A 23452-nucleotide genomic window follows, 5' to 3' on the forward strand; every position below is an offset into this window, starting at 1 on the left:
TCAACATGCCACTTCTATAAAAACAGGGTTATCCAAAAAAGTTCGGATAACCCTGTTTTTCTTTAATTTTATGCTCCCCTGCAGCCCTTTTTCAAATATTTGAATGCTCAGGAGTTTCCTGGTCACTTTTTAGACAGCATATTTTTTATTAGGATCATTCTTATCTACACATCCAGTTCCAGCAAAACTGGACAATGATCAGAATGGACAGCATTTGACAAAATCTGTGAAGATTTGATTTGTGCCTCTAGCGGCTTTGACACCATATTATAATCGATACGCCAGCCCAGGTTTCTGGATCGCGCACCAGCACGATAACTCCACCAAGTATAATTATGCGGTTCTGGATTCAAATGACGGAAAGAATCGATGTATCCCGAATTAATAAAATTTTCCATCCACTCCCGTTCTTCTGGCAAAAATCCCGAAGAGTTTGCATTCGATTTAGGATTATGGATATCAATCGCGCGATGACAGATATTATAGTCTCCACATACAACCAAATTAGGCCTTTCAACTAACAACTTATTGCTATATAACTGAAAATCTTCCAGAAAACGATATTTAAAATCCTGACGAATATCCCCTGTTGTCCCCGAAGGGAAATAAGTGCTCATCACCGATACTTTATCAAAATCGGCGCGAATGATCCGCCCTTCAAAATCATAGTCTTCATGACCGCATCCATATTCTACATGTGTAGGAGTAATCTTGCTGAAAATGGCCACCCCACTATAGCCCTTTTTCTGTGCTGGATACCAATAATGCTCATAACCCATTTCTTCCAACAAAACTACCTCCGGAATTTGATCAGGAGTAGCTTTAATCTCTTGAAGACATATGATATCAGCATTCACACTTTTCAGCCAACCCAACCAATCTTTCTTTAAAGCGGCCCGCAAACCGTTCACATTATAGGTTACTATTTTCATTTCTTTAGAATATGAATATTTAGATATTAGATTTTGAAATTTTGCACTTTTAATAGTCTTTGGACGAGAACAGATCACCTATTTTAGTAAAGAAACCCGTTTGGGGTTTTAAACCTTTAAGTTCGCGTTCTAGGTTGAGTGCCTCACGTCTGGTCAACACATGCATACTCATTTTTTGGTCTACTTCTGGTCGGTCGTGCTTGTCAGTCTTTACAGCTGCAATCTGGTCAATAACATCTATTCCCTGCACTAATTCACCGAATACTGTATAATTCCAGTCTAGATGTGGGGCTCCACCAACAGTTGTATACGCTTGACGTTGCCTTTCGGAAAATTTCCTCCCATTCATCCGGGTCTGTTCTAAACGGTTGAGATCTTCAGGAGTGAATACTTTACCCTGAACAAGATAAAATTGTGATCCAGAAGATGCTTTCGCGGGGTTATTGTCCCTTGCGGCACCTATGGTGCCTTTCTTATGAAATAGACTGTCCTGAATTTCAGCGTGAATAGTATAACCCGGCCCTCCATTTCCTAGCTGGGCACCCCCAACCGCATTTCTTGAATCTGGGTCACCACCCTGGATCATAAAATTCTGAATAACCCGATGGAACAAGGTACCATCATAATATTTGCTTTTTGCTAATTTCACAAAGTTATCCCGGTGTTTGGGTGTCGCATTATACAAACGCAATACACAGGTTCCCTTGTCCGTAATAATCTGGACATACTTATACTCCGGTTTAGCTGCAAATGCCAAGACCTGCAAAAAACAAAATATTGTTACTAAACAAATTTTTAAAAATCTCATACCTTAGATGACGTTTAACTCTTCAAAATAATCAATAATTAGGGACTTCATAATAAGTTCCTGTTCCAATAAAGTATAGTTAGGAATGGGTTTTACCAGTTCCCAGTGCGGCCAGCCCTCTTCATCCAACCCTTTTAACGTATAGAACCCCATTGCACTGAAAAGGCGGCATGTTGCGATATGCATCAGTTCTTCTTTCTGTCGCTTCGAAAAAGTCTGCGGACCTTTCCCTAACTCCTGCACACCGATAAGGAATAAACACACCTTGATGTCAGGTTTTTCCATATCAAACAAAGAAGCAATTTCCTCCTGTAAGATACTCCACTTCTTATTTACTTCTGCTACTTTCATTTTTTTCTTTTAAACGGAAAAGACAATTTACCTTTATTGACTTGTCATATCATCCCTTTATAAAATAGTATTCACCGATGCTCCTGTCGACGTTTTATACATGATGACCTTCCCAAAAGCCTTACTTTAAAGTTTTTTCACCATCGAAAATTAGGAATTAATTCACGATATTCAGATAATATCAATGTCATTTACGAGGATATCTTTTTGATCATCTCCGTACATCGCTTGTCAATCATCTGAAAGACGGGGTCAAACAAATTATCATCAAAATACGGATCAGGAACGATATCATCATCTAGAAACAATTGTACCTTATCTAAGTCATCTTTGTTCTCTGCCTGTGCACAAACATCCGTAAAATTCTGACGATCCATGACAAAAATAAGATCATATTCATTAAAAAACGTAGGCTGAAAATGTCTCGCCCGTTGTCCGGAAATATCGACCCCATACTTCTTCGCAATCGCAATTGCCCTGCGATCCGGGGCTTCACCAATATGCCAATCACCTGTCCCGGCGGACTCGACAACCCAGTTTAATTGTTTATCTTTTACTTTTTGCTTCAATACCCCATGTGCCAAAGGCGAACGACAGATATTTCCCAAACAGACCATTAAAATTTTCATCGAAATATTTTTTTTAAACCAATGTAATCAAAAGAAAAATACGATAAGTCTGCAATTTCAATTGCTATCGAAACTCCGACAGATCATACATTACTATCCTCCCAAAAGCACTTTAAGCTTCACGGATATAGTTATGCAACATTTATCTCTACATTTTTGCACAAAATAACTAAACTTAACCTATTAAAGAAAAAACCCTGATGAAATCGTACTTTCCAGTTACGATCGGAACATTCCGATGAATATTTATCACAGATATTTTTCGATTAGATTGTGCTCATTCATTCAATACAAAAGATGACAGTGCACACAATAGACGATGATAATATATAAAACAATCTCTATCACCATATCTCAGTAAGGACTATTTTTCAAAGAGAAATGCATCAAAACAATTAAAGATCTTACAATCTTCTCCAGCGAAATCCTTTAATAAAAAAGGTGGTCTAACCTTACGGTTAGAACCACCTAAACTATATTAATCAACCAATTCTTAATTCAATTTTTAATATTCAACCGGGAAGCTCAATTGAACTGCACCGCCTTGAGGAGATACACCTTTTAAGCGTACAATATTACGTTGAGTAGCACCTAATGCAGATTCTATATCATCAACACTGTTAACAGCTTTTCCATTCACCTCTGTGATTACTAAACCTCTTTCGACACCAAAGTAATCAAAGATACCGCCACGGTTTACCTGTGTTACTACAACCCCAGAGTTTACGCCCAATTCTTTTTTCTTCGCAGCAGAAGCAGGAATAAAGCTTGCTCCTAATTTGTTGTAGATTTCAGTCGCACTTTTTGATGCTTTTCCATTCGCACCAGAAGCTGATTTTAGCGATTCCTCACCTTTCAATGTCAAAGACACCTGTTTTTCCTTGCCGTCACGCTTATAGGTAATATTCACTTTATCACCTGGGCGTAGACGACCGATGGTTTCACTTAATACTGGAGAACCTGTAATCACCTTACCATTCACCTTCGTTAAGATATCTCCCTTTTTAATACCCGCAGCTTCAGCAGCACCACCAGCAACGGCCTCTTCCACATATAAACCATTGACCTCTGTAATACCTTTTTCTTTAGCCAATTCTGAGGTTATAGGCACATAACTAACACCGATATAACCACGTTTTACATTACCAAACTCAACAAAATCATCCGCAATCTTTTTCACAAGATTAACCGGAATAGCAAAACCGTAGCCAGCATATACACCCGTTGGTGACGCTATGGCTGAGTTAATGCCGATGAGTTCACCAGACGCATTGGTCAATGCACCACCACTATTCCCTTTATTGATCACCGCATCTGTTTGGATAAACGATTCAATGGCAGAGCTCGCTAATGGCTGCTCTGTACCTCCTCCAAAAGGATTACCACGTTGCTGTTGCCCCTCTCTTAAAATGCCAATATCGCGACCTGTTGCACTGACAATACCCGCAGTCACGGTAGACTGTAAGCCAAGCGGGTAACCAAACGCCAACACCCATTCGCCCACATTAACATTATCTGAATTTCCCATTTTTACAACAGGAAGTCCTTTGCCTGCGACCTTCAATAATGCGATATCAGTATTTGGATCACGACCGATCAATTTTGCCTCAAAAGTGCGTTTATCTGTCAATACCACCTCGATCTTATCCGCATCCTCTACCACGTGGTTATTGGTAACGATATATCCGTCATCCGAAATAATAACACCAGAGCCGGAAGCCTGCACCGGTTGTGCCTGCATCTGACGGCGTCCTCCACCCTGCGGCATACCAAAAAATTCTTCAAACATATCAAAAGGAGATCCCTGTGATTGTTGTGAACCTTTTCTGCTGTACGTTGTCTTAATATGCACCACCCCAGGAGCTACAGCAGCCGAGGCCTGCGTAAAATCAGGATTACCTGTTGAAGACATTACTCCTGTAGGATTATTGGCAAAATAAACTTTCTGTTTCTCTTCGAAAGACATGCCATCTAATTTCTTATTCTCAATAAGCTTGTAACCACCTAATGCTACTGCTCCACCGAAAACAGCTGTTAATAGCGTTAAACCGACTTTATTCATAAACTTATTTATATTTTATTGTCTTAATATATGCTGATAATTTTTGCTCTTAAAATTACCGATTTTATTCGGATATGTTCAAATGTAATACCATTTCAAGGCCTTCGGAAAATCCGACACGTTAAAAAATGTTAATTGCTAGACAAATGCAATAATTTTAACAAATCTTAACTTTCTACCGCTTTTTTGTAACAAAAAAACGTATTTTTGTTACTACAAATCAACATAATGGCATCGAAAGTAAGATTTTCAAAATATCAAGGAGCGGGAAATGATTTCATTTTAGTGGATAATCGCGACAATTCATTCAACCGTACCGATGAAGCACTGGTCAAAAGACTTTGTGACCGCCGATTTGGTATTGGCGCAGATGGTCTGATGCTGCTCCAGAATAAAGAAAATTACGACTTTGAGATGATCTATTATAATGCCGATGGACGTGAAGGCAGCATGTGTGGCAATGGCGGGCGTTGTATCGTAGCCTTTGCACACGATTTGGGCGTTATTACTGACAAAACTGCCTTTTTGGCAGTAGACGGCGTACATCATGCCTCTTTATCAGCTGATCTTGTCAACCTGCAGATGATTGATGTCCGCGAATTTGGACGTGATGGCGAAGCTTATATTTTACAAACGGGCTCTCCCCATTATGTTTCCTTCGTTACAAACCTGAAAGAAAAAAATGTATTTCAGGACGGCTTCGCGATCCGTAATAACGCCACATATGCCAAAGAAGGTATTAATGTTAATTTTATAGAAAAAGAAGAACAGGGCTATTTCCTACGCACATTTGAGCGTGGCGTAGAAGACGAAACGTATGCCTGTGGCACTGGGGCTACTGCCGCAGCGATGGCCGTAGCACTACAATCAGAGCTTCAAGGTGATATCAATATCCCAATTCGTGTATTAGGCGGCCAACTGTATGTCTCGTTCCATAAAGACGGCCACAATTTTACAGAAGTATTCCTAAAAGGTCCAGCTCAATTTGTTTTTGAAGGACTTTTTTAGGCTTTAATCAAGAGAATTGGATAAAAATTTAAAAATCGAACAAAAGATTTGAGCCGTTAATCTAACCTACTAGAAGATTCCTAGGAATCCTCATTTTTTACCTTTTAATTTTCACTTTTGACTATATTTTATCGTATATTAGATACCTTTATTTACAAGGTCCGCTATTTTTAATGCAACAGTCTAAGTCATTTCCAGTATATAAAATCGTTTATTCTATTTGTGAGCACCCCTATCTTGGCTATCTCATTGAGCCACACATGGTCAAACTCAATCCTAATGGGACTTACTCACTACGGTATCAACGTATATTTAGTAATACCGTAGATGCCTATGCTGCAGAGTTGGATGAGGTAGACTATAAGCTCATCCGGTTACTTGACGATATCGAACAGACAAACCTTATCAAAAAGTATTATAAAAAAGCGATCAGGCCCGTAGACTTTTTCTCCAAAGTCTTTGACAAAAAACTTTATGACTTGTTGCGCCCAAAGATTGATGAAAAGATGATTCAATTTTTTGAGGCTATCGGAGACAAACCGCTTTTTATGATGAGTAAAGACGGTTATCCAGCGGATCAGGAAATTAAACGCGCGACCTCAGCAGCCTCAATCTTATTCCATTTTCGCCGAAATGAAGAGGAAACACGCTACTTCCCAACGATAAAATACGAAAATCAGCGCTTGGAGTTTATGTTCAAAAATGCCATTGTATTGACCAATGCGCAGGCATGGCTACTTTTAAACAATACCTTATACTATTTTGATCAGGCCCTGGAAGGGAAAAAATTAAGTCCCTTTCTCAACAAACGATACATTTCTGTTGGAAGAAGCACAGAAAAGAAATATTTTGAAAGTTTTGTCTGCGGATTAATTGAACGCTACCATGTCTATGCTGAAGGTTTCGAGATACAGACACATCAGCACCAAGCCGTTCCTTTACTCCATTTGATCTACGTGGAAGATGGCACTTCAAAATTACAATTGCAATTCAAATATGGGGTCCATACCTTCACTGCTGGAGCTGAAAATAAAGTGACAGTCCGAATGGAATATAATGAGGAAAAAGACCTATATATTTTTCATCGGGTAAAACGCTCTTTACAATGGGAGGAACAACAGCAGGAGCATCTGAAAGAATTGGGCCTAGAGGAGCTAGATCGTCAGATGGGATTGCTTGCCCCGTCTATTCAATCCGGAAAAAACATCTCTGTATTTGATTGGATGAACAATCACCAGGAACAAATAAAAGCCTTGGGATTTCAGATTATACAAAACAGTGAACAAAAACGCTTTTTCATCGGGCATACCTCGTTGGACATTGCTATTGATGAGGACAATGACTGGTTCGATATCAGTGCTATCGCTAAATTCGGCCCTTATGAAATTCCCTTTATAAACTTACGAAACCATATTCTAAACAATATCAAAGAATTTACGCTTCCAAATGGTGAAATCGCTATGATTCCTGAGGAATGGTTCGCACAATACAATCATCTCTTCCAGTTTTCTACTGATAGACACGAACTTAAATTAAATAAAGTGCATATCGGTTTACTCTTTGAGATCAGCGAACACACGAAATTAGTTTTCAACCGAAAACTGCAAAACCTCGCTACTTTCGAGGAAATTGTCGATATTCCTGAACCAAAGAATTTTAAAGGAAATCTCCGACCTTATCAGAAAGCGGGCTATAACTGGTTTAACTTTCTAAAACAGTACAAGTTTGGCGGTTGCCTCGCAGATGATATGGGTTTAGGTAAAACTATACAGACTTTAGCTCTGTTACAACAACAAAAAGAGCAGCTTGCCGATCAGCAGGAAGTGCACACCTCACTTCTGGTATTGCCAACATCACTTGTTTACAATTGGCAAAAAGAAGCACAACAATTTGCTCCCCAACTCAAGATTCATCTGCATACTGGAAATAATCGTATCAAAGATGCCTCATTATTTGCAAAATATGACCTGGTCATCACTACATATGGCATAGCACGTATTGATGAAGATATATTGAGTGGCTTTTATTTCAATTACATTATCCTCGATGAAAGCCAGAACATTAAAAATCCCACATCAAAATCTTTTAAGGCTATAAAGAGTCTGAAAAGCAAAAATAAACTGGCTTTAAGCGGTACCCCTGTTGAAAACTCAGTATCCGACCTTTGGGCACAAATGCACTTTACCAACCCAGGGTTGTTGGGAAGTTACACCTACTTCCAAAAGGAATTTGTCCAACCCATTGAAAAGAAAAAGGACGAAGAAAAAGCCCAACGTCTTCAGGCGATTGTCAAACCTTTTATTTTAAGACGAACAAAAGATCAGGTCGCAACAGAACTACCGCCAAAAACTGAACAAGTGCTCTATTGTGAAATGACCGATAAACAATCAGAACTCTATGAAAAAGTTAAATCGGAATATCGCAATGCCATTCTTGATGGACAATTGGACAACAAGCCAAAATCAACGCAGATTGCACTATTACAGGGACTGACCAAACTTCGCCAGCTAGCCAATCATCCCAAAATGGTTGATGAGGACTTTTTGGGTGATTCAGGAAAATTTGATGCCGTCATTGAAACCCTTGAAATGGTAATGCAACGGGGAAATAAAGTCCTTATCTTCTCGCAGTTTGTTAAACAGCTCAATATTTTCAGGCAATATTTCGATAAGAAAGGCACTAACTATGCCTATCTGGATGGCGGCACGAAAAACCGTGATGAAGCAGTAAGCCAGTTTCGCAAAAACAACAATACCAAATTGTTCTTAATATCAATCAAAGCTGGTGGTGTAGGGCTCAACCTGATTGAAGCAGATTACGTCTTTATATTGGATCCATGGTGGAACCCTGCCGTAGAACAACAAGCCGTAGACCGCTCGCACCGTATTGGGCAGACACGGAATGTATTTATCTATAAATTCATCAGTAAAGATACGGTGGAAGAGAAAATATTGGCGTTACAAAATAAGAAGAAATCCATTGCACAGAGTCTTATCACAACAGAAGAGAGTTTTATAAAATCACTTTCTCAGGAAGATCTGCACGAGCTTTTGGCTTAATCTAAAGCTATCAATTTTTGTATTCATTAATTTTCGACATATAAACCGAAGGCCGAATACCCGTTACACGCGTAAAGATGTTACTGAAAGAAGATAATTCGCTATAGCCAATCCGCATAGCAATTTCCAGAATAGAATAGGTATTTTCAGCCATTAGCTCCAAAGCTTTTGCAATACGTATAGCTCTTAAAAACCGGATATAGCTGATACCCATGTCTTCCTTAAAAAGTCGGGAAAGGGATCTACTGCTCATTCCAAATTGCGCCGCCACTTGGTCGATAGTAAAGGTTTGATCAATATACATGTTCAAATATCGGGCAATACGTCGAAGCTTTTCGCTTTTAGGATAAGGATGTTGCATAGGGAATGCATCTATCGGCGGACTCATCTCAGGAACAATAGCCATCATCGCCCGTAGTAAACAATACTTTGAATAGCTGGTCTTTCTGCTGATTCCACCTTCCCAATCCTTCGCGAACAAGAACATCTCTCGCATCAGGTCGTTGCTCAAAAATATATTGGGATCCAAAAGAACCGGATGAACTCCCTCCAGTTCTTTGAAGTAAAAGCTATACAAGTGAATATGCGAACTGGAACTCTCCAGATGATAAGCAGTATTCGCGGGAATCCACATGTAAAACCGACCCGGCAAATACCAATGTTTGGTGACAGTAAAAACATGTATAATACCACCATCCGCATAAAGTAATCGTGCTTTCTGATGTATATATTCACGGGGATCAATCCGATCTACATGTGTATGACACACATAAAAGTCGTATTGATTGTCGTCAATAGCCCTCAATTGCTCCTGTTCCATGATTTAAAATTACATTTTTTCGCAACATGGCGCAAATGAACAAATATCCGTCCGACTATACAAAACTAAACTCCCATCGACAGCAGTATCTTTGTAAACAGTTTCACTCCTTGCTTACCGTTGTATCCTATACAGCGTATCCAGGCAATCTTGTTTTACGAACAATTTACCATCCTATTTGGAAATTGCCGATTGGAACATGGGACACAAATCATCCATACCTTACCAGGGGAATGGACGAAAAAGCATTTAAATATTCATAAAAACAATAATGGTTAAAGAAGAAAATAAAGATAAGACCAAGGGATTTAATAAAGTTTTAGTTGTATTTGCCGTGACCCTACTGCTCGTAGGGATCGGCATTTTGGGTAAACATATGCTATTTACTAGCCAGCACGTAACGACAAACGATGCTCAGATAGAACAGTATGTTACACCAGTTGCAAGTCGGATAGCAGGCTTTGTGAAAGAAGTCAGATTTGAAGAAAATCAATATGTGCATCGCGGCGACACCTTATTACTCATCGATGCCAGCGAGTATCAAACCAAAGTAGATATGGCGAATGCCGAACTTCGAAGTAGTCAGCGGAATGCCGAAGTGATTGTCAAAAGCACAAATGTCACCGCCAATAGTATTTCTGTCCAGAAAGCAAAATTAGAAGCTGCCAAAGTGAGTGTATGGCAAACGGAACAAGATTATAGACGATTTAAAAATTTGTTTGAAGCAGATGCTGTGGCCAAACAACAATACGATAATGCCAAGGCAGCATATGAAATTTCTTTGGCGCAACTCAATGCCTTACAGGAAGAATACACCGCTGCACAATTAAATACAAGCAAAGAAAAAGCCAACGAGCTACCTGCCAAAGCAAATATCGATATTAAACAAGCAGCAAAAAACAATGCGGAGGTCTTCCTTTCCTATACGATAGTGACTGCACCATACAACGGTTTTGTTGGGAAAAGAACAATCCAACCCGGACAATTTGTTAAAGAAGGACAAACTTTGGTCAATGTTGTCAGTGAAGAAAAATGGATAAATGCGAATTTTAGAGAGACCCAACTAGCGAATCTCGCCGAAGGTACCGAAGTGAATATACAAGTAGATGCCTTTCCAAATTTACATCTCAAAGGTATCATCCACTCCTTTTCTCCAGCCTCAGGGTCTAGATTTTCGGTCATACCTCAGGATAACGCAACCGGAAACTTCGTTAAAATTGAACAGCGTATACCGATCAAAATTATCTTCTCACCAAAACAGGACTTAACAAAACTACGTGCTGGCATGAACGTCGTAGTTCATGCCGCTCATCAATCTTAATCATTCATGAGTTCAAATACATCTTTATATTATAAGTGGGTACCCGAATGGATTAAACTTCCCATGATGATTTTGGCCATGTTTCCGCATCTCATGTTGATGTCCCTTTTTCATTCCAATACAGCTTTTACAGCTTCCACATTAGCCATCGAAATGGAGGATATACAGTATTTCCTTTCATTGATGTACGGTGCTATTGTTGTAGCACTATTGATATTTAACCGGCTATTTGCATTCTTTCGGGTAAGGACATATATACTTTTGACCTGTACAGTATCCATCCTCATTCTATTAGCAATCTCCCTGACCAGAGACCCATTTGTCATTGCTGTGCTCAGAGTGATTGAAGGCATTTTCTGTGTACTTGAAGGGGCATGTTTTCTTCCCTTGCTGATGATGCAAATCAGGCATTCCAAAAGTCGAACCATTGCTTATTTCTTCTTGTACACTTTTATGCTGACAGGTGGCACCATAACAACATCCCTTCTAAAAGAAAGTATTATGGATTATGGCTGGGAAGATATGATCCATGTTGTACTCTATTGGCATTTGATGGTCATCGCGATTGCATTACTACTCTTGAATAACAACAGATTAAGCCGAAAATTCCCACTTCATCAATTGGATCTAGCCAGCTGCCTCTTCCTGTTACTTTCGTTAAGTTGTGGTGCATATGTATTAATTTATGGCCGAAAATATTATTGGTTCGAAAATGAGGCAATATCAATTAACCTCGCACTTTTCCTTATTTTTGGTGCACTGTTTATCATCAAACAACATCTCGTAAAACGACCACTATTTCATTTTGAAATTTTGAGCTATAAGAACATTATTTTTGGTGTTATCCTATTTTTCCTATTTTATTTGATCCGAAGCAGCCTCAACAATGTCTACACCGTCATGGCCAATGTATGGAAATGGCCCTGGCATTACATCGTCGATATCCAATACATTAATGTACTTGGGACCATAGTGGGAGTAGGTAGCTCAGGAGTACTCTTACTGCGTGAAGTATCACCGAAATACATTTTCGGCCTGGGGTTCCTCCTGTTGACCACATCCTGCTTTTTGTTTGTTCCCACGTTCTACCCCGATACCACAATTTGGGCCATAGGCCTGCCACTATTTATTCAGGGAATCGGACAGGGCTGGCTCTTTACACCACTTGTGATCTATATTATAACAGGGGTTGCTCCACATCATGCGGGCAATGCAGGTTTAATGGGTACGACCGTTAGATTCTGGAGTACCAATATTGGTTTTGCGCTAATTCAGAACATCAGTTACACCTTAAATCAAAAACATTTCATCCAGATCGAACAACACTTAAATATGAGCAATCCAATCACAGTCGCCTATTGGAGCGCTTTGGTCGAAAAATACTTGGGAACATCCAGCGATCAATTGGCCACTAATCTCGCCAGCAAAAGTTTACAGGCAACACTTAGTCAACAAGCATCTCTGGTCAGTAATATGGAAATATTTACTTATCTCGGGATATTGGGAGCATTCATCACACTGATCATTTTTCTATTTACCCCAGCTAAAGCAATATTCATGCGGTTGCGGATTTCATACCTATAAAAAAAGCTGTTGCAATAAGTTGCAACAGCTTTTTTTACAATATATATACTGTAGTGTTTAAGCGTCAAATTCCTGAAGTGCTTTCTTTATGCGCTCAATGACTTCACGCTGTCCAAGTAATTCAACAATCTGGAAAACATCAGGACCAAATTTTCCACCAACCAGCATAATCCGGAATGGCATCATCAACTCGCCTATCTTCATCCCCGAGTTTTGAATTGCTTCTTTAAAGAATGATTCAAGCTCCGCTGCTTTCCATTCTGTAAAGCCTTCAAATGATGTCACTATATTTTCAAAGAATGCTGTCTTTTCAGTTGACCATTTTGGTTTTACCGCATTCAGATCGTATTCGGCTGGCTGTACAAAAAAGAAAGAAGCCTGAGTCCAAAAATCCTCTACAAAAGTTAATCGCTCTTTGACGGCAGCCAAAACACGGTTCACATAAGCATCCTCTACTTTGATCTGATGTTGAGCCAATACATCATTGATCTGAGGTAATAAAGAATCACTTGAAGAACGTTTAATCCATTCGTGATTGAACCATTTTGCCTTCTCAAAATCAAACTTTGCTCCAGCTTTGCTGATACGGTCAACGCTGAATTTTTGGATCAACTCCTCCAAAGAAAATAGCTCTTGTTCTGTACCATCGTTCCAACCCAATACACCAAGCATATTGACAAAAGCTTCTGGCAGGAATCCCATTTCACGGAATCCCTTTGTTGTATCACCCGATTTTGCATCTGTCCAATTCATGGCATATACAGGAAATCCTAAACGGTCACCATCGCGTTTGCTTAATTTTCCATTTCCATCCGGCTTCAGGATTAACGGAAGATGCGCCCATTGCGGCATGCTGTCAGCCCAACCTAGGTATTCCCATAACAGCACATGAATCGGTGCTGAAGGCAACCATTCTTCGCCACGGAAAACATGTGAGATCTCCATCGCCTTATCATCCACAACCACGGCTAAGTGATAGGTTGGCATTCCATCCGCTTTAAGCAGCACCTTATCATCGACAAGATTGGTATCAAAAGCGACTTTACCACGGATCATATCGGTGAAAGACACTGTTTCATCTGTTGGGATCTTTATTCGTATAGTATGCGGTGTGCTGGAATCTAGTAATTGTTGCGTTTCGGCCTCACTCAAGCTCAAAGAATTACGCAATTGCAGCCTGTTTTCGTGGCTATAACGGAAATTAGGTTGTAGCTTACGCTGCTCTTCCAGTTCCTCCGCAGTATCAAACGCATAATAAGCATATCCGTCTGCAATCAACTGTTCAGCAAATTTGCGGTACGACGGTTTTCGTTCACTTTGACGGTAAGGGCCATATTGACCACCCTGTAATGGGCTTTCATCCGGAGACAGACCACACCACGCTAAACATTCGTTGATATATTCTTCGGCCCCAGGGACAAAACGGGTTTGGTCCGTGTCTTCGACACGTAAAATAAAATCTCCTTTATGCTGACGAGCATAGAGAAAATTAAACAATGCTGTACGTACGCCTCCAAGGTGCAAACCACCAGTAGGACTCGGTGCAAATCGCACCCTTACTCTTCTTTCTGAACTCATGCGGCAAAATTACCACAAAATTTTTGATTTGGATAACAGGATGACTCTCAAGGTCAAATAAAAGTGCAAAAAACAGACATTTATTCATTAATTTGCAATAGAGTACAACATACAGAATCATGAAATCCTCTCAGATAAGCCAACAGCGTTGGAAATTTATTTTGCTCATCTTTGCGGCAATTATTGCCATTGCATCATTGGTTTATACCAATTATCTTGTTCGTAACCTTGCCCATGCCGAACGTTCAAAGGCAGAAGTATGGGCTATGAGTACCAAAAATATCATGACTATGCCCGACGTAGACGATGAATTCATCACATTCATCTACGCGGTCAGAGATAGTTTAAATTTGCCGGCAATTATTACTGACGATAAAAACGATATTATTTTTTGGCGTAATCTGGATTCAACCAAGACTAATATTAAGCCGATTCAGAATGATAGTGTTACAAATGAACTGGATTACGACCCCGCATATTTTCAGAAACAGCTCGCCTTTATGAAAAAGAGTCATCCGCCCATTACCCTTGAATTGGAAAATGGCCAAAAATGGCATGTTTACTATAAAGATTCCTGGTTTCTGCAACAATTGCGGGTATTTCCCTATGTTCAATTGTCACTGATCGCCCTCTTCCTGATTATAGCTTATACCGTTTTCAATTCCATTAGAAAATCCGAGCAGAATCTAGTCTGGGTGGGACTGACCAAAGAGGCCGCTCACCAATTGGGGACTCCAATATCATCCTTAATGGGTTGGTTAGAGCTTATCAGGATCAAATTTGACGCGGAACAAGACGATACACTCAATGAAATGGAAAATGATATTAAAAGATTGGAAATTGTCGCTGATCGTTTTTCAAAAATAGGCTCAACACCGGTGCTGACCAATCACAATCTCTATGATGTGATCAAAAATTACATCGATTATTTCCGCATACGGACCAGTAACAAGATCATATTCGAATTATATGGCGATAAGCACGTGGAGGCCAAACTCAATATTCCGCTCTTCGATTGGATCATTGAAAATTTATTGAAAAACGGCGTAAATGCTATTGGCACAGAGGGAAAGATAACTGTTAATATTTCACAAAATATTGCGAAAGAAGAAATTTTTATAGACATTAGTGATACGGGCAAGGGAATTCCAAGATCAAATTTTGAATCTGTCTTCCAGCCAGGTTTTACAACACGCAAAAGAGGTTGGGGACTTGGTCTTAGCCTAACCAAACGAATGGTACGATATCACCAAGGACAAATCTTTGTTAAAGAATCTGAAATAGGTAAAGGAACAACATTTCGAATAATCTTAAAAAGCAACTTAAAATATGAAGCCACTCAAATCTGACGAATATCCGGCAGTCTACGCACCTTATATTGAGACTGTAGTCGATAACGTATTAGATGCATTGGAAGAACAGACGCTCTCCTTTCCTGCATTTCTGGACGCTATTCCAGAAGAAAGAGGCAATTTCAAATATGCCGAAGATAAATGGACCATCAAAGAGGTCGTCGGACATGTCATCGATAATGAACGGATCATGGCCTACCGTGCGTTACGTTTTTCGCGCAATGACCTGAAAGAGCTCGCAGGGTATGACCAAGACTACCTTATTCAATATTCCCGCTACAATGACCGGACATTGGAAAGTCTAAGTAAAGAATTTACTTATTTACGCAAGGCCAACCTGATGCTGTTCAAAAGCTTTAACGATGTAGAATTAGAACGCAAAGGCATGGCCTCAGAACGACTCACCAGTGTCAAAGCATTATTATATGTGATTGCAGGGCATCTCAATCATCACCGTATCATCATTCAGGAACGTTATTTAAATTCAGACGATGTCAAAAATTTGGTTTCAGCCTTACAGCATTGAGGAAATAAATGTCTTTTTCAATAAATACCTCTCAGGTTTATTGGAAATCAGGGCAACCGAAATAGATGATAATGGTATTACGGCAACCATGCCCGTTACAGACAATGTAAAGCAGCCGCATGGCATCCTACATGGGGGTGCATCTGTAGTACTCGCAGAATCTTTAGGGAGTATTGCTTCTAATTTGGTGGTTGACCCCGACAAATATCGTGGCGTAGGTCTCGAAGTAAACGCCAATCACATCCGACCGGTGAGCAGTGGAATCATCACCGCAAAATGTAGCCCGATACATATAGGTCGGTCAACCCATATCTGGGAGATAAAAATGTATGACCGCTTCAATAAACTGAATTGTATCTCAAGACTTACAGTAGCCATCGTGCCAAAATAAGCACCGATTTGCTAACTCGATTTATCAATCCCATGTAATTCGAAATCAACAATATTTGCAACAAAAGAAGAATAATTTTTACAATTTATTCTTCTTTTTTTTGCCAAATAATTATCAAAATACCACTTTATTTATTTCCGATATTCAAGAAAATTAAGTAGTCTTGTAAGATGGATCATTTAAAAATCATCAAAAATAGCATGCAATCGTTTGTCTAACGTTACTTTTTTGACAGATTCCAATCCATGAACGATAACTTAACTAAAATATAATTAAAAAAATGACCACTAATCCTAATTCGGGTAAAACAGCAATAGTTCCTATGCTCATTTGCTGTGCATTATTTTTTATTCTGGGGTATATCACCTGGGCTAATGGGGCGTTGATTCCATTTGTACGACTAGCATTTAATTTGGAGACAGATACACAAGCATTTTTAATCCTTTTTGCATCGTATATTGCCTATTTCTTCCTTGCATTGCCAAGTTCATGGATCCTGGGCAAAATAGGGTTTAAAAATGGTCTTGTAGCCAGCTTGGTCTTAATTATTATTGGTGCACTTATCATTATTCCGGCGGCATCCAACTTGAGCTATCAGCTCTTCCTTGTTGCGATCTTTGTTCAGGCCTCAGGTATGGCCTTATTGCAGACAGCAATTAATCCTTACCTCAGTATCATTGGGCCCATAGAAAGTGCCGCCCAACGGATTTCTATCGTAGGTATTTTCAATAAAACAGCGGGCATGATTGTACCAGTGGTTTTGGGAAGTATCCTATTAAAAGATTACGACAGTATTTCCAGCAGAATCAAAGAACTTAAAGCTGGAGCAGAGCATGATGCTTTACTCGCAGAATTATCCGAAAGGCTTCACGGTCCTTATATCGGTGTAGCTATTGGCGTAGCCATTCTTGCTATTGTCGTATTTGCGGTAAAAATGCCAGAGGTTGATGTCAATAAGGAAGAAGAAACAACAGATGAAGTGACAATTACAGGAACAAAAAAGACAAGCATCTTCCAGTTTCCGCATTTATTTTTAGGGTTTTTAGCTATTTTCTTCTGTGTAGCAGTAGAAGTGATGGCAGGTGATATCATCGGAACTTATGGCAGATTATTATCTCTTCCACCATTTTTTGTTAAGTATGGTACAACTTTCACATTGGTATGTATGTTAGTTGGTTATTTCATTGGTATTATTTCTATTCCAAAATTTGTATCGCAACAAACTGCTTTACGTATCTGTACAATTGTGGGAATTACTTTCACCGCCATTTCCGCGTTCTCTACAGGACTAACCTCTTATATCTTTGTTGCCCTATTAGGTGTAGCAAATTCATTGATGTGGCCAGCAATTTTCCCACTTGGAATAAAAGGATTAGGTCGTTTTACAAAGACAGGCTCGGGTATTATGATTATGGGTATAGCCGGGGGCGCAATCTGGCCTTTGATATATGGCTATTTAAAAGACACCTTACATGTTGATTTCCAGCATGCATTTCTCTATGCAATGGTTCCGGCATATCTATATATCCTATTCTTTGCAGCCAAAGGACATAAAATTGGCAAAGAAAACTAATATCAAAACGAATATTATTATAACAAAGGGCATCTAAAAAAATAGATGCCCTTTTGTGTGAAATTCTTCCTATTTTTAAGTGATGAATCTAGGTGCTTTTACGACAGAATTCAAGGTATGTGCCGCAATGCAAAGTGCATCATTCGAAATAAACGAGCCTTAGCCATTAATTCGCAAATTCATATTCAATTAATAATCGAGCGCTTGAGCTCACAAAGTAATTAGCTAACAAAATGAAAAAGAAATTCTTTGCCATTGCCTTTGCAGCAGCCCTAATGTTTACTGCAAATGAATCCTTTGCCCAGTTAAAACTACCGGCAGCAAGTAGTGCCCAAACAATTACCCAGGGCTTGGGAATCGAAAATGTAACTCTCAACTATAGTCGTCCGAGCATGAATGGTCGTAAGATTTTTGGTGAACTTGTCCCTTATAATGAGGTATGGCGTACCGGGGCCAATACGAACACGACTTTGACCTTCGAAGGCGATGTTAGCCTAAATGGACAGAAGCTTACTGCGGGAACCTACGCATTATTTACTATCCCTAACAAGAACGAGTGGACGGTAATTATTAGCAAAAATACCAAGCAATGGGGAGCCTATACCTATAACCAGTCCGAAGATGCGCTGCGTTTCAGCGTTAAACCACAGAATTTAAGCAATCCGGTCGAAACATTTACAATCTCTTTCGATAATGTGACAACAACAGGCGCTGTGTTAACTCTTGCATGGGATAAAACAGCCATAAAAGTTGATCTTAAAGTTAATCAACAGGCAAAAATTATTGCTTCTATTGACGAAGCTATGAAAGGGGATAAAAAACCTTATTTCGCCGCAGCACAGTACTATTTCAACAACAATCTAGACGAGAAAAAAGCGCTAGCCTGGTTTGACGAAGCAGCCAAAGCACAACCCAAGGCTGCCCATGTATTATACTGGAAAGCGAAAGCACAATTAAAAGCTGGCGATAAAAAAGGCGCGCTTGAAACAGCTACGAAAGGAGTAGAAGTCGCTACCGAAGGTAAAAATAGCGAATACATCAAATTGAATACACAAATCATCAATGCTGCAAAAAAATAAGGCATTGAAAACTGTATAACAAAAAAGAGGGATCCGCGTTTTTGGATACCCCCTTTTTTGTTCATTTCTTTCGCATGCCTCTCTCCGCTCTTATCGAATATTCAATGCGCTGGGTCTTCTGTTATTTTGAACCAACTTCATTTTTATAATTCGTCTTTCAGCAATTGTTCCAGTTCTTCAGGTGAAACATTCATATTCACATTACCGTCCTTTGCAAACGAGATTTCCCCGGTTTCTTCGGAAACAATGACCGCTATTGCATCGGAGATTTCAGTAACCCCGATTGCTGCACGGTGGCGCAGGCCAAATTGCAGTGGCAAATCCTCACTATCCGATAGCGGCAACACACAAGAAGCCGTCATAATCTTAAAATCGACAATCACTACCGCGCCATCATGTAGCGGGCTGTTTTTATGAAATATACTCTCTATTAAACGTTTTGAAATTTGTGCATCAATATATTCACCACTGCTTTGGTAATATTCCTCATCAAAATATTTTGAAAAAACCAGTAATGCTCCAGTCCGTGTACGCGACATGCTTCTGCAGGCCTCCACGACAGGTCTCAGATCCTCAGTAAGGTCTTTTTGTATGGCTTTCTTATTCCCCAAAAACGACCAGAAAACCTTCTTTCGTTTCATCGATATATTTTTACCCACATGGAGCAAAAAGCGTCTGATTTCCTGCTGGAATACCACAATCAGCGCAATGGATCCGACAGATATAAATCCGCCAAATATTTCGGTCAATAGACGCATGTGCATCTGTTTGACAACAATATAAACCCCGTAAAACAAGGCAACTCCGATCAGGATATTTACGGCGATAGTACCCCGGATCAGACTATAGATATAGTAGATAATAATCGCCACCAATATAATATCGATAACATCTAATAGGCGAAAGCCACTAAACAAACTATAATCGATTCCATCCATATATGCAAGTTAAAAAAAAATAGATATTATTTGTATTTTTACCATATAACATACAAGAAAATGACTAGACTTTCAGTAAATATCAATAAAATTGCAACGCTCAGAAACTCCAGAGGCGGTAATAATCCTAATCTTGTAGCTGCAGCATTGGCCTGTGAACGATTCGGTGCCCAGGGCATCACTGTCCACCCAAGGCCAGACGAAAGGCATATCCGTTATCAGGATGTATTTGACTTAAAAGCCGAGATCCAGACCGAGCTCAATATTGAAGGCAACTGTCAGGAACAGAAATTCATCGACCTGGTATTAGCGAACAAACCCGCCCAGGTAACCCTTGTACCTGATGCCGAAGGACAGCTCACTTCCAATCACGGCTGGGATACCATCAAAAACAAAGCGTACCTAAAAGACATGTGCCAATTGTTCAAAGATGCGGATATACGTGTATCGATCTTTGTAGATCCCCTTGAGGAGATGGTCGAAGCAGCAGCAGAAACAGGGACCGATCGCATAGAGTTATATACAGAAGGCTTTGCCAGCGAATATGGATTTGATAAAGAAAAAGCCATTCAACCCTATTTCAAAGCCGCATTAAAGGCACGCGAAGTCGGCTTAGGTTTAAATGCGGGTCATGACCTAGACCTAAATAACCTTCAGTATTTCAACCAGCATATCCCTGAGCTACTAGAAGTGAGCATCGGCCATGCCTTGATTTCAGATGCCTTGTACCTCGGGCTGGAGGAAACAATCAAACGTTATCTAGCCTGTCTAAAGTAGACAATATTGCGAAGGCTTAATGCCTGAAATAATAGATCAGTTTGGATCTATTGGCTCGCATTAGCTACTCCAAAGCCCTAAAATCCTTCTCTTTCGCGGGAAGGATTTTTTTAATAAACACCAAATCAAAAAAAATACCCAAACAAAAAATCCTTGCCAGTAAACCTGACAAGGACTCTATTTACGCTTAAATTCTGTCAACCAATTAATAGGAGCAGTTCAAAAGGTCTACAAAAGAAAATAGACGCTTCGTTATAAGTATACTTATTAATGGATTCCTTTAAATATACGGTTCCAACGGATTTTGGAAAGACCTGTACCGATTTCGTCCCAACTCATCCAGGTAAATAATGCTTTACCGACAATATGGTCTTCAGACACAAAACCCCACCCTCTTGAATCCAGGGAATTGTGACGATTATCTCCCATCATCCAGAAATAGTCCATTTTAAAGGTATAGCTATCCGCTTTCACATCATTGATGTATATACCATCGGTGCGCTTTTCAAGTTTATTGTTTTCATAAACGCGAATAGCACGTTCATAGATAGGCAAGGTCTGCGCATTCAAAGCTACCGTCCAACCTTTTTTTGGGATCAAGATAGGGCCGAAGTTATCAAAATCCCATTTATACTGAGGGTCATACGGATAAGCTCCTTCACCCGCTGGACTTCTTCTAATTTCCTTTACATTTGACCAAGATTTCACCAGTTCGACCTCATCATCTGTCATATACAGTTCATATACGCCCGGCTGCTGATCAGATCCTCCGCCTTCGATACGTAGTTCACGTAGACGTTCCATATCCAATGGCGTGCCATCTGTCAACACATAATAATTCAACTGGCTTTCAGGTGGATCAAATCCAGGTTGATCATTGATAAAGAGCTTAGCATCTTTCATTGAAATTTTATCTCCCGGCAAGCCCACGCAACGCTTGATATAATTTTCGCGTTTATCTATCGGGCGCGCCTGAATAGTAAATTGTGAATTAACGGTCTGCCAACCGTACGCTCTGACCAGATCGTAGTAGCTCGCATTCTGATTTTCCAACGCTACTGTATCACCTGCGGGGAAATTAAAGACAACAACATCATTTCGTTCTATCTTCTGAAATCCCGGCAATCGTTTGTAAGGTAGTTCAATCAACTCAGAGTAAGCCTTTCCACCTGTTATTGGCATCGTGTGGTGCGCAAAAGGAAAAGCAATAGGCGTATTAGGTACCCGCGGGCCATAATTCAATTTACTTACAAACAAAAAATCTCCGATCAATAAAGTACGCTCCATTGATCCCGTGGGAATCATATAAGCTTCAATTAAAAATCCCCTGATCAGCGATGCTGCAACGGTTGCAAAAACGATTGCGTCAGCCCATTCACGCACCATAGACTTCTTATACGGATATTTAATTTTATATTCCTTATAGGAGGCCTGTTCTATTTCCGCAAGCTTTTCCTCGGTCAATTCCGCACCTTCCTGTGCCGCAGCCTTCAGATTCTTAGCGTATAATCCATTCAGAAAACGCACATTATTATCCTTAGCCCACATGGGCAGCACAATAAATGGCACCAAAACAGCAGCCGCATTTTCCCAAAAGCGACGTTTGCCAAAACAGTGGATGAAGTCGAGGTAAAGGTTATAGAAAACAAAAATATTGACAATAGGAATCAACAATAAGATCACCCACCATGTTGGTCTTCCTGTTAATTTCGCCTGTATATATTGACTATAAAAAGGTACGATTGCTTCCCAGCCTTTTCTGCCAGCTTTAACAAACAATTGCCACAATCCATATCCCGCTATTGCTGTTAAAACCGCAAAGATAATTAACCACATAATCTATTAATTAGTACTATTTATTAAAATCAAAAATTTCAGTAACCTGATAGAATCCTTTTTTACCATTCAACCATTCGGCGGCAACGACAGCCCCCAAAGCAAAACCATCACGGCTATGCGCAGTATGTTTAAATTCTATCTGATCCACTTCAGAACTGTACAGCACGGTATGTGTGCCAGGAACCTCTTCAATCCGATGACTCTCAATGAGAAGTTCCTGTGGCTTGGGAATAATTTCGTCCTGTTCTCCCACAACAGTATTTACCCAGTTTGTTTTCACATCACTGTGATCCAAGATACCTTCCGCAATCGTAATTGCCGTCCCACTGGGAGCATCTAATTTGTGGATATGGTGGATTTCTTCAACCTGAACATCATATTGTTTATAAGGTTGCAAAGCTTTCGCCAACATACGGTTAATATGGAAAAATACATTCACGCCGATCGAGAAATTAGAACCATATAAAATTGATCCGTTAACATCCAAGCATTTACTTTTAACACTTTCCAACTGATCGTACCAACCTGTTGTGCCCACCACAATAGGAACACCGGCTTCCAAACAGAGATTCATGTTATCCAAAGCAGCAGATGGCACACTAAAATCAATTGCCACATCAGCTCCCTTGATATCATCAGCTGTCAGGCCGGGACGATTATTTTCATCCACAATTAAAAAAATCTGATGGCCCCTTTTTAGTGCATATCGTTCGATAATCTGCCCCATTTTGCCATATCCCAAGAGAATGATGTTCATATATCTAGAAAATAAAGTATAGTTTATTTTTAAAATTAAAAAATTCCATTGAAAAACAGACACAAAAC

The 23452-nt window shown here is 39.8% G+C and carries 20 protein-coding genes; 10 read left to right on the plus strand and 10 right to left on the minus strand.

The genetic code is table 11. From position 1 onward, the window contains the following. Positions 1-164: 164 nt before the first annotated feature. From BWD42_RS14635 to BWD42_RS14655, 5 genes are all read right to left on the minus strand, one after another. The gene (locus tag BWD42_RS14635) at positions 165-932 is read right to left on the minus strand and encodes an exodeoxyribonuclease III (RefSeq protein ID WP_077437145.1); all 768 of its coding nucleotides are present in this window, start codon (positions 930-932) and stop codon (positions 165-167) included. Between the two features lie 49 nt (positions 933-981). Continuing rightward, entirely contained in the window at positions 982-1740 is a 759-nt protein-coding gene (locus BWD42_RS14640) for a peptidylprolyl isomerase (protein ID WP_077437146.1), read from the minus strand. Between the two features lie 3 nt (positions 1741-1743). Then, on the minus strand, positions 1744-2091 hold the full coding sequence (locus BWD42_RS14645) for a hypothetical protein (protein WP_077437147.1): 348 nt from the start codon (positions 2089-2091) through the stop codon (positions 1744-1746). A 191-nt stretch (positions 2092-2282) separates the two neighbouring features. Beyond that, a complete protein-coding gene (locus BWD42_RS14650) occupies positions 2283-2720 on the minus strand; it encodes a low molecular weight protein-tyrosine-phosphatase (RefSeq protein WP_077437148.1) in 438 nt (145 codons plus the stop codon). A gap of 505 nt (positions 2721-3225) precedes the next feature. After that, on the minus strand, positions 3226-4782 hold the full coding sequence (locus tag BWD42_RS14655) for a Do family serine endopeptidase (protein ID WP_077437149.1): 1557 nt from the start codon (positions 4780-4782) through the stop codon (positions 3226-3228). A 228-nt stretch (positions 4783-5010) separates the two neighbouring features. On the opposite strand from BWD42_RS14655, the gene dapF reads away from it, so the two are divergent. Both dapF and BWD42_RS14665 read left to right on the plus strand, forming a co-directional pair. Next, positions 5011-5790, plus strand: a complete 780-nt coding sequence (gene dapF, locus BWD42_RS14660) for a diaminopimelate epimerase (protein WP_077437150.1) — start codon at positions 5011-5013, stop codon at positions 5788-5790. Between the two features lie 173 nt (positions 5791-5963). Then, the gene (locus BWD42_RS14665) at positions 5964-8849 is read left to right on the plus strand and encodes a DEAD/DEAH box helicase (protein WP_077437151.1); all 2886 of its coding nucleotides are present in this window, start codon (positions 5964-5966) and stop codon (positions 8847-8849) included. A gap of 10 nt (positions 8850-8859) precedes the next feature. Here the strand turns inward: BWD42_RS14665 and BWD42_RS14670 are convergent, their stop codons facing one another. After that, complete coding sequence (locus BWD42_RS14670; RefSeq protein ID WP_077437152.1) at positions 8860-9669, minus strand: helix-turn-helix transcriptional regulator; 810 nt, start codon at positions 9667-9669, stop codon at positions 8860-8862. 271 nt (positions 9670-9940) lie between these two features. On the opposite strand from BWD42_RS14670, the gene BWD42_RS14675 reads away from it, so the two are divergent. Further along, positions 9941-10990: an HlyD family secretion protein gene (locus tag BWD42_RS14675; protein WP_077437153.1), complete on the plus strand. Its 1050-nt coding sequence runs from the start codon at positions 9941-9943 to the stop codon at positions 10988-10990. A gap of 6 nt (positions 10991-10996) precedes the next feature. Beyond that, positions 10997-12574 (plus strand): MFS transporter, encoded by a 1578-nt coding sequence (locus BWD42_RS14680; protein WP_139351171.1) that lies wholly within the window; start codon positions 10997-10999, stop codon positions 12572-12574. Between the two features lie 57 nt (positions 12575-12631). On the opposite strand, the gene gltX is transcribed toward BWD42_RS14680, so the two are convergent. Then, positions 12632-14152, minus strand: a complete 1521-nt coding sequence (gene gltX, locus BWD42_RS14685; RefSeq protein ID WP_077437155.1) for a glutamate--tRNA ligase — start codon at positions 14150-14152, stop codon at positions 12632-12634. 119 nt (positions 14153-14271) lie between these two features. On the opposite strand from gltX, the gene BWD42_RS14690 reads away from it, so the two are divergent. The 5 genes from BWD42_RS14690 (at position 14272) to BWD42_RS14710 (ending at position 19073) form a co-directional block, all read left to right on the plus strand. Beyond that, positions 14272-15501 (plus strand): sensor histidine kinase, encoded by a 1230-nt coding sequence (locus tag BWD42_RS14690; RefSeq protein ID WP_077437156.1) that lies wholly within the window; start codon positions 14272-14274, stop codon positions 15499-15501. Continuing rightward, positions 15482-16030 (plus strand): DinB family protein, encoded by a 549-nt coding sequence (locus tag BWD42_RS14695; RefSeq protein WP_077437157.1) that lies wholly within the window; start codon positions 15482-15484, stop codon positions 16028-16030. Before BWD42_RS14690 ends, BWD42_RS14695 begins: the two co-directional genes overlap by 20 nt. Then, positions 15996-16421, plus strand: coding sequence for a hotdog fold thioesterase (locus BWD42_RS14700; RefSeq protein ID WP_077437158.1), 426 nt, complete (start codon positions 15996-15998; stop codon positions 16419-16421). Before BWD42_RS14695 ends, BWD42_RS14700 begins: the two co-directional genes overlap by 35 nt. 280 nt (positions 16422-16701) lie before the next feature. Next, a complete protein-coding gene (gene gluP / locus BWD42_RS14705; protein WP_077437159.1) occupies positions 16702-17994 on the plus strand; it encodes a glucose/galactose MFS transporter in 1293 nt (430 codons plus the stop codon). Positions 17995-18227: 233 nt separating this feature from the next. After that, positions 18228-19073 (plus strand): DUF2911 domain-containing protein, encoded by an 846-nt coding sequence (locus tag BWD42_RS14710; RefSeq protein ID WP_077437160.1) that lies wholly within the window; start codon positions 18228-18230, stop codon positions 19071-19073. Between the two features lie 143 nt (positions 19074-19216). Here BWD42_RS14710 and cdaA read toward each other — a convergent pair whose 3' ends face one another. Beyond that, on the minus strand, positions 19217-20011 hold the full coding sequence (gene cdaA / locus BWD42_RS14715) for a diadenylate cyclase CdaA (RefSeq protein WP_175992071.1): 795 nt from the start codon (positions 20009-20011) through the stop codon (positions 19217-19219). Between the two features lie 60 nt (positions 20012-20071). On the opposite strand from cdaA, the gene BWD42_RS14720 reads away from it, so the two are divergent. Then, positions 20072-20788 (plus strand): pyridoxine 5'-phosphate synthase, encoded by a 717-nt coding sequence (locus BWD42_RS14720; RefSeq protein ID WP_077437161.1) that lies wholly within the window; start codon positions 20072-20074, stop codon positions 20786-20788. 267 nt (positions 20789-21055) lie between these two features. Here the strand turns inward: BWD42_RS14720 and lepB are convergent, their stop codons facing one another. Together lepB and dapB are read right to left on the minus strand one after the other, a co-directional pair. After that, a complete protein-coding gene (gene lepB, locus BWD42_RS14725; protein WP_077437162.1) occupies positions 21056-22624 on the minus strand; it encodes a signal peptidase I in 1569 nt (522 codons plus the stop codon). A gap of 16 nt (positions 22625-22640) precedes the next feature. After that, entirely contained in the window at positions 22641-23384 is a 744-nt protein-coding gene (gene dapB, locus BWD42_RS14730) for a 4-hydroxy-tetrahydrodipicolinate reductase (RefSeq protein WP_077437163.1), read from the minus strand. Between the last annotated feature and the right edge of the window lie 68 nt (positions 23385-23452).

The organism is Sphingobacterium sp. CZ-UAM, from assembly GCF_002000245.1.
Classification (GTDB): domain Bacteria; phylum Bacteroidota; class Bacteroidia; order Sphingobacteriales; family Sphingobacteriaceae; genus Sphingobacterium.

What these genes read in the sequence shown, in the direction of transcription:
- BWD42_RS14635 (WP_077437145.1), bottom strand. Translation starts at nt 932, where the DNA reads ATGAAAATAGTAACCTATAATGTGAACGGTTTGCGGGCCGCTTTAAAG.
- BWD42_RS14640 (WP_077437146.1), bottom strand. Translation starts at nt 1,740, where the DNA reads ATGAGATTTTTAAAAATTTGTTTAGTAACAATATTTTGTTTTTTGCAG.
- BWD42_RS14645 (WP_077437147.1), bottom strand. Translation starts at nt 2,091, where the DNA reads ATGAAAGTAGCAGAAGTAAATAAGAAGTGGAGTATCTTACAGGAGGAA.
- BWD42_RS14650 (WP_077437148.1), bottom strand. Translation starts at nt 2,720, where the DNA reads ATGAAAATTTTAATGGTCTGTTTGGGAAATATCTGTCGTTCGCCTTTG.
- BWD42_RS14655 (WP_077437149.1), bottom strand. Translation starts at nt 4,782, where the DNA reads ATGAATAAAGTCGGTTTAACGCTATTAACAGCTGTTTTCGGTGGAGCA.
- dapF (WP_077437150.1), top strand. Translation starts at nt 5,011, where the DNA reads ATGGCATCGAAAGTAAGATTTTCAAAATATCAAGGAGCGGGAAATGAT.
- BWD42_RS14665 (WP_077437151.1), top strand. Translation starts at nt 5,964, where the DNA reads ATGCAACAGTCTAAGTCATTTCCAGTATATAAAATCGTTTATTCTATT.
- BWD42_RS14670 (WP_077437152.1), bottom strand. Translation starts at nt 9,669, where the DNA reads ATGGAACAGGAGCAATTGAGGGCTATTGACGACAATCAATACGACTTT.
- BWD42_RS14675 (WP_077437153.1), top strand. Translation starts at nt 9,941, where the DNA reads ATGGTTAAAGAAGAAAATAAAGATAAGACCAAGGGATTTAATAAAGTT.
- BWD42_RS14680 (WP_139351171.1), top strand. Translation starts at nt 10,997, where the DNA reads ATGAGTTCAAATACATCTTTATATTATAAGTGGGTACCCGAATGGATT.
- gltX (WP_077437155.1), bottom strand. Translation starts at nt 14,152, where the DNA reads ATGAGTTCAGAAAGAAGAGTAAGGGTGCGATTTGCACCGAGTCCTACT.
- BWD42_RS14690 (WP_077437156.1), top strand. Translation starts at nt 14,272, where the DNA reads ATGAAATCCTCTCAGATAAGCCAACAGCGTTGGAAATTTATTTTGCTC.
- BWD42_RS14695 (WP_077437157.1), top strand. Translation starts at nt 15,482, where the DNA reads ATGAAGCCACTCAAATCTGACGAATATCCGGCAGTCTACGCACCTTAT.
- BWD42_RS14700 (WP_077437158.1), top strand. Translation starts at nt 15,996, where the DNA reads ATGTCAAAAATTTGGTTTCAGCCTTACAGCATTGAGGAAATAAATGTC.
- gluP (WP_077437159.1), top strand. Translation starts at nt 16,702, where the DNA reads ATGACCACTAATCCTAATTCGGGTAAAACAGCAATAGTTCCTATGCTC.
- BWD42_RS14710 (WP_077437160.1), top strand. Translation starts at nt 18,228, where the DNA reads ATGAAAAAGAAATTCTTTGCCATTGCCTTTGCAGCAGCCCTAATGTTT.
- cdaA (WP_175992071.1), bottom strand. Translation starts at nt 20,011, where the DNA reads ATGGATGGAATCGATTATAGTTTGTTTAGTGGCTTTCGCCTATTAGAT.
- BWD42_RS14720 (WP_077437161.1), top strand. Translation starts at nt 20,072, where the DNA reads ATGACTAGACTTTCAGTAAATATCAATAAAATTGCAACGCTCAGAAAC.
- lepB (WP_077437162.1), bottom strand. Translation starts at nt 22,624, where the DNA reads ATGTGGTTAATTATCTTTGCGGTTTTAACAGCAATAGCGGGATATGGA.
- dapB (WP_077437163.1), bottom strand. Translation starts at nt 23,384, where the DNA reads ATGAACATCATTCTCTTGGGATATGGCAAAATGGGGCAGATTATCGAA.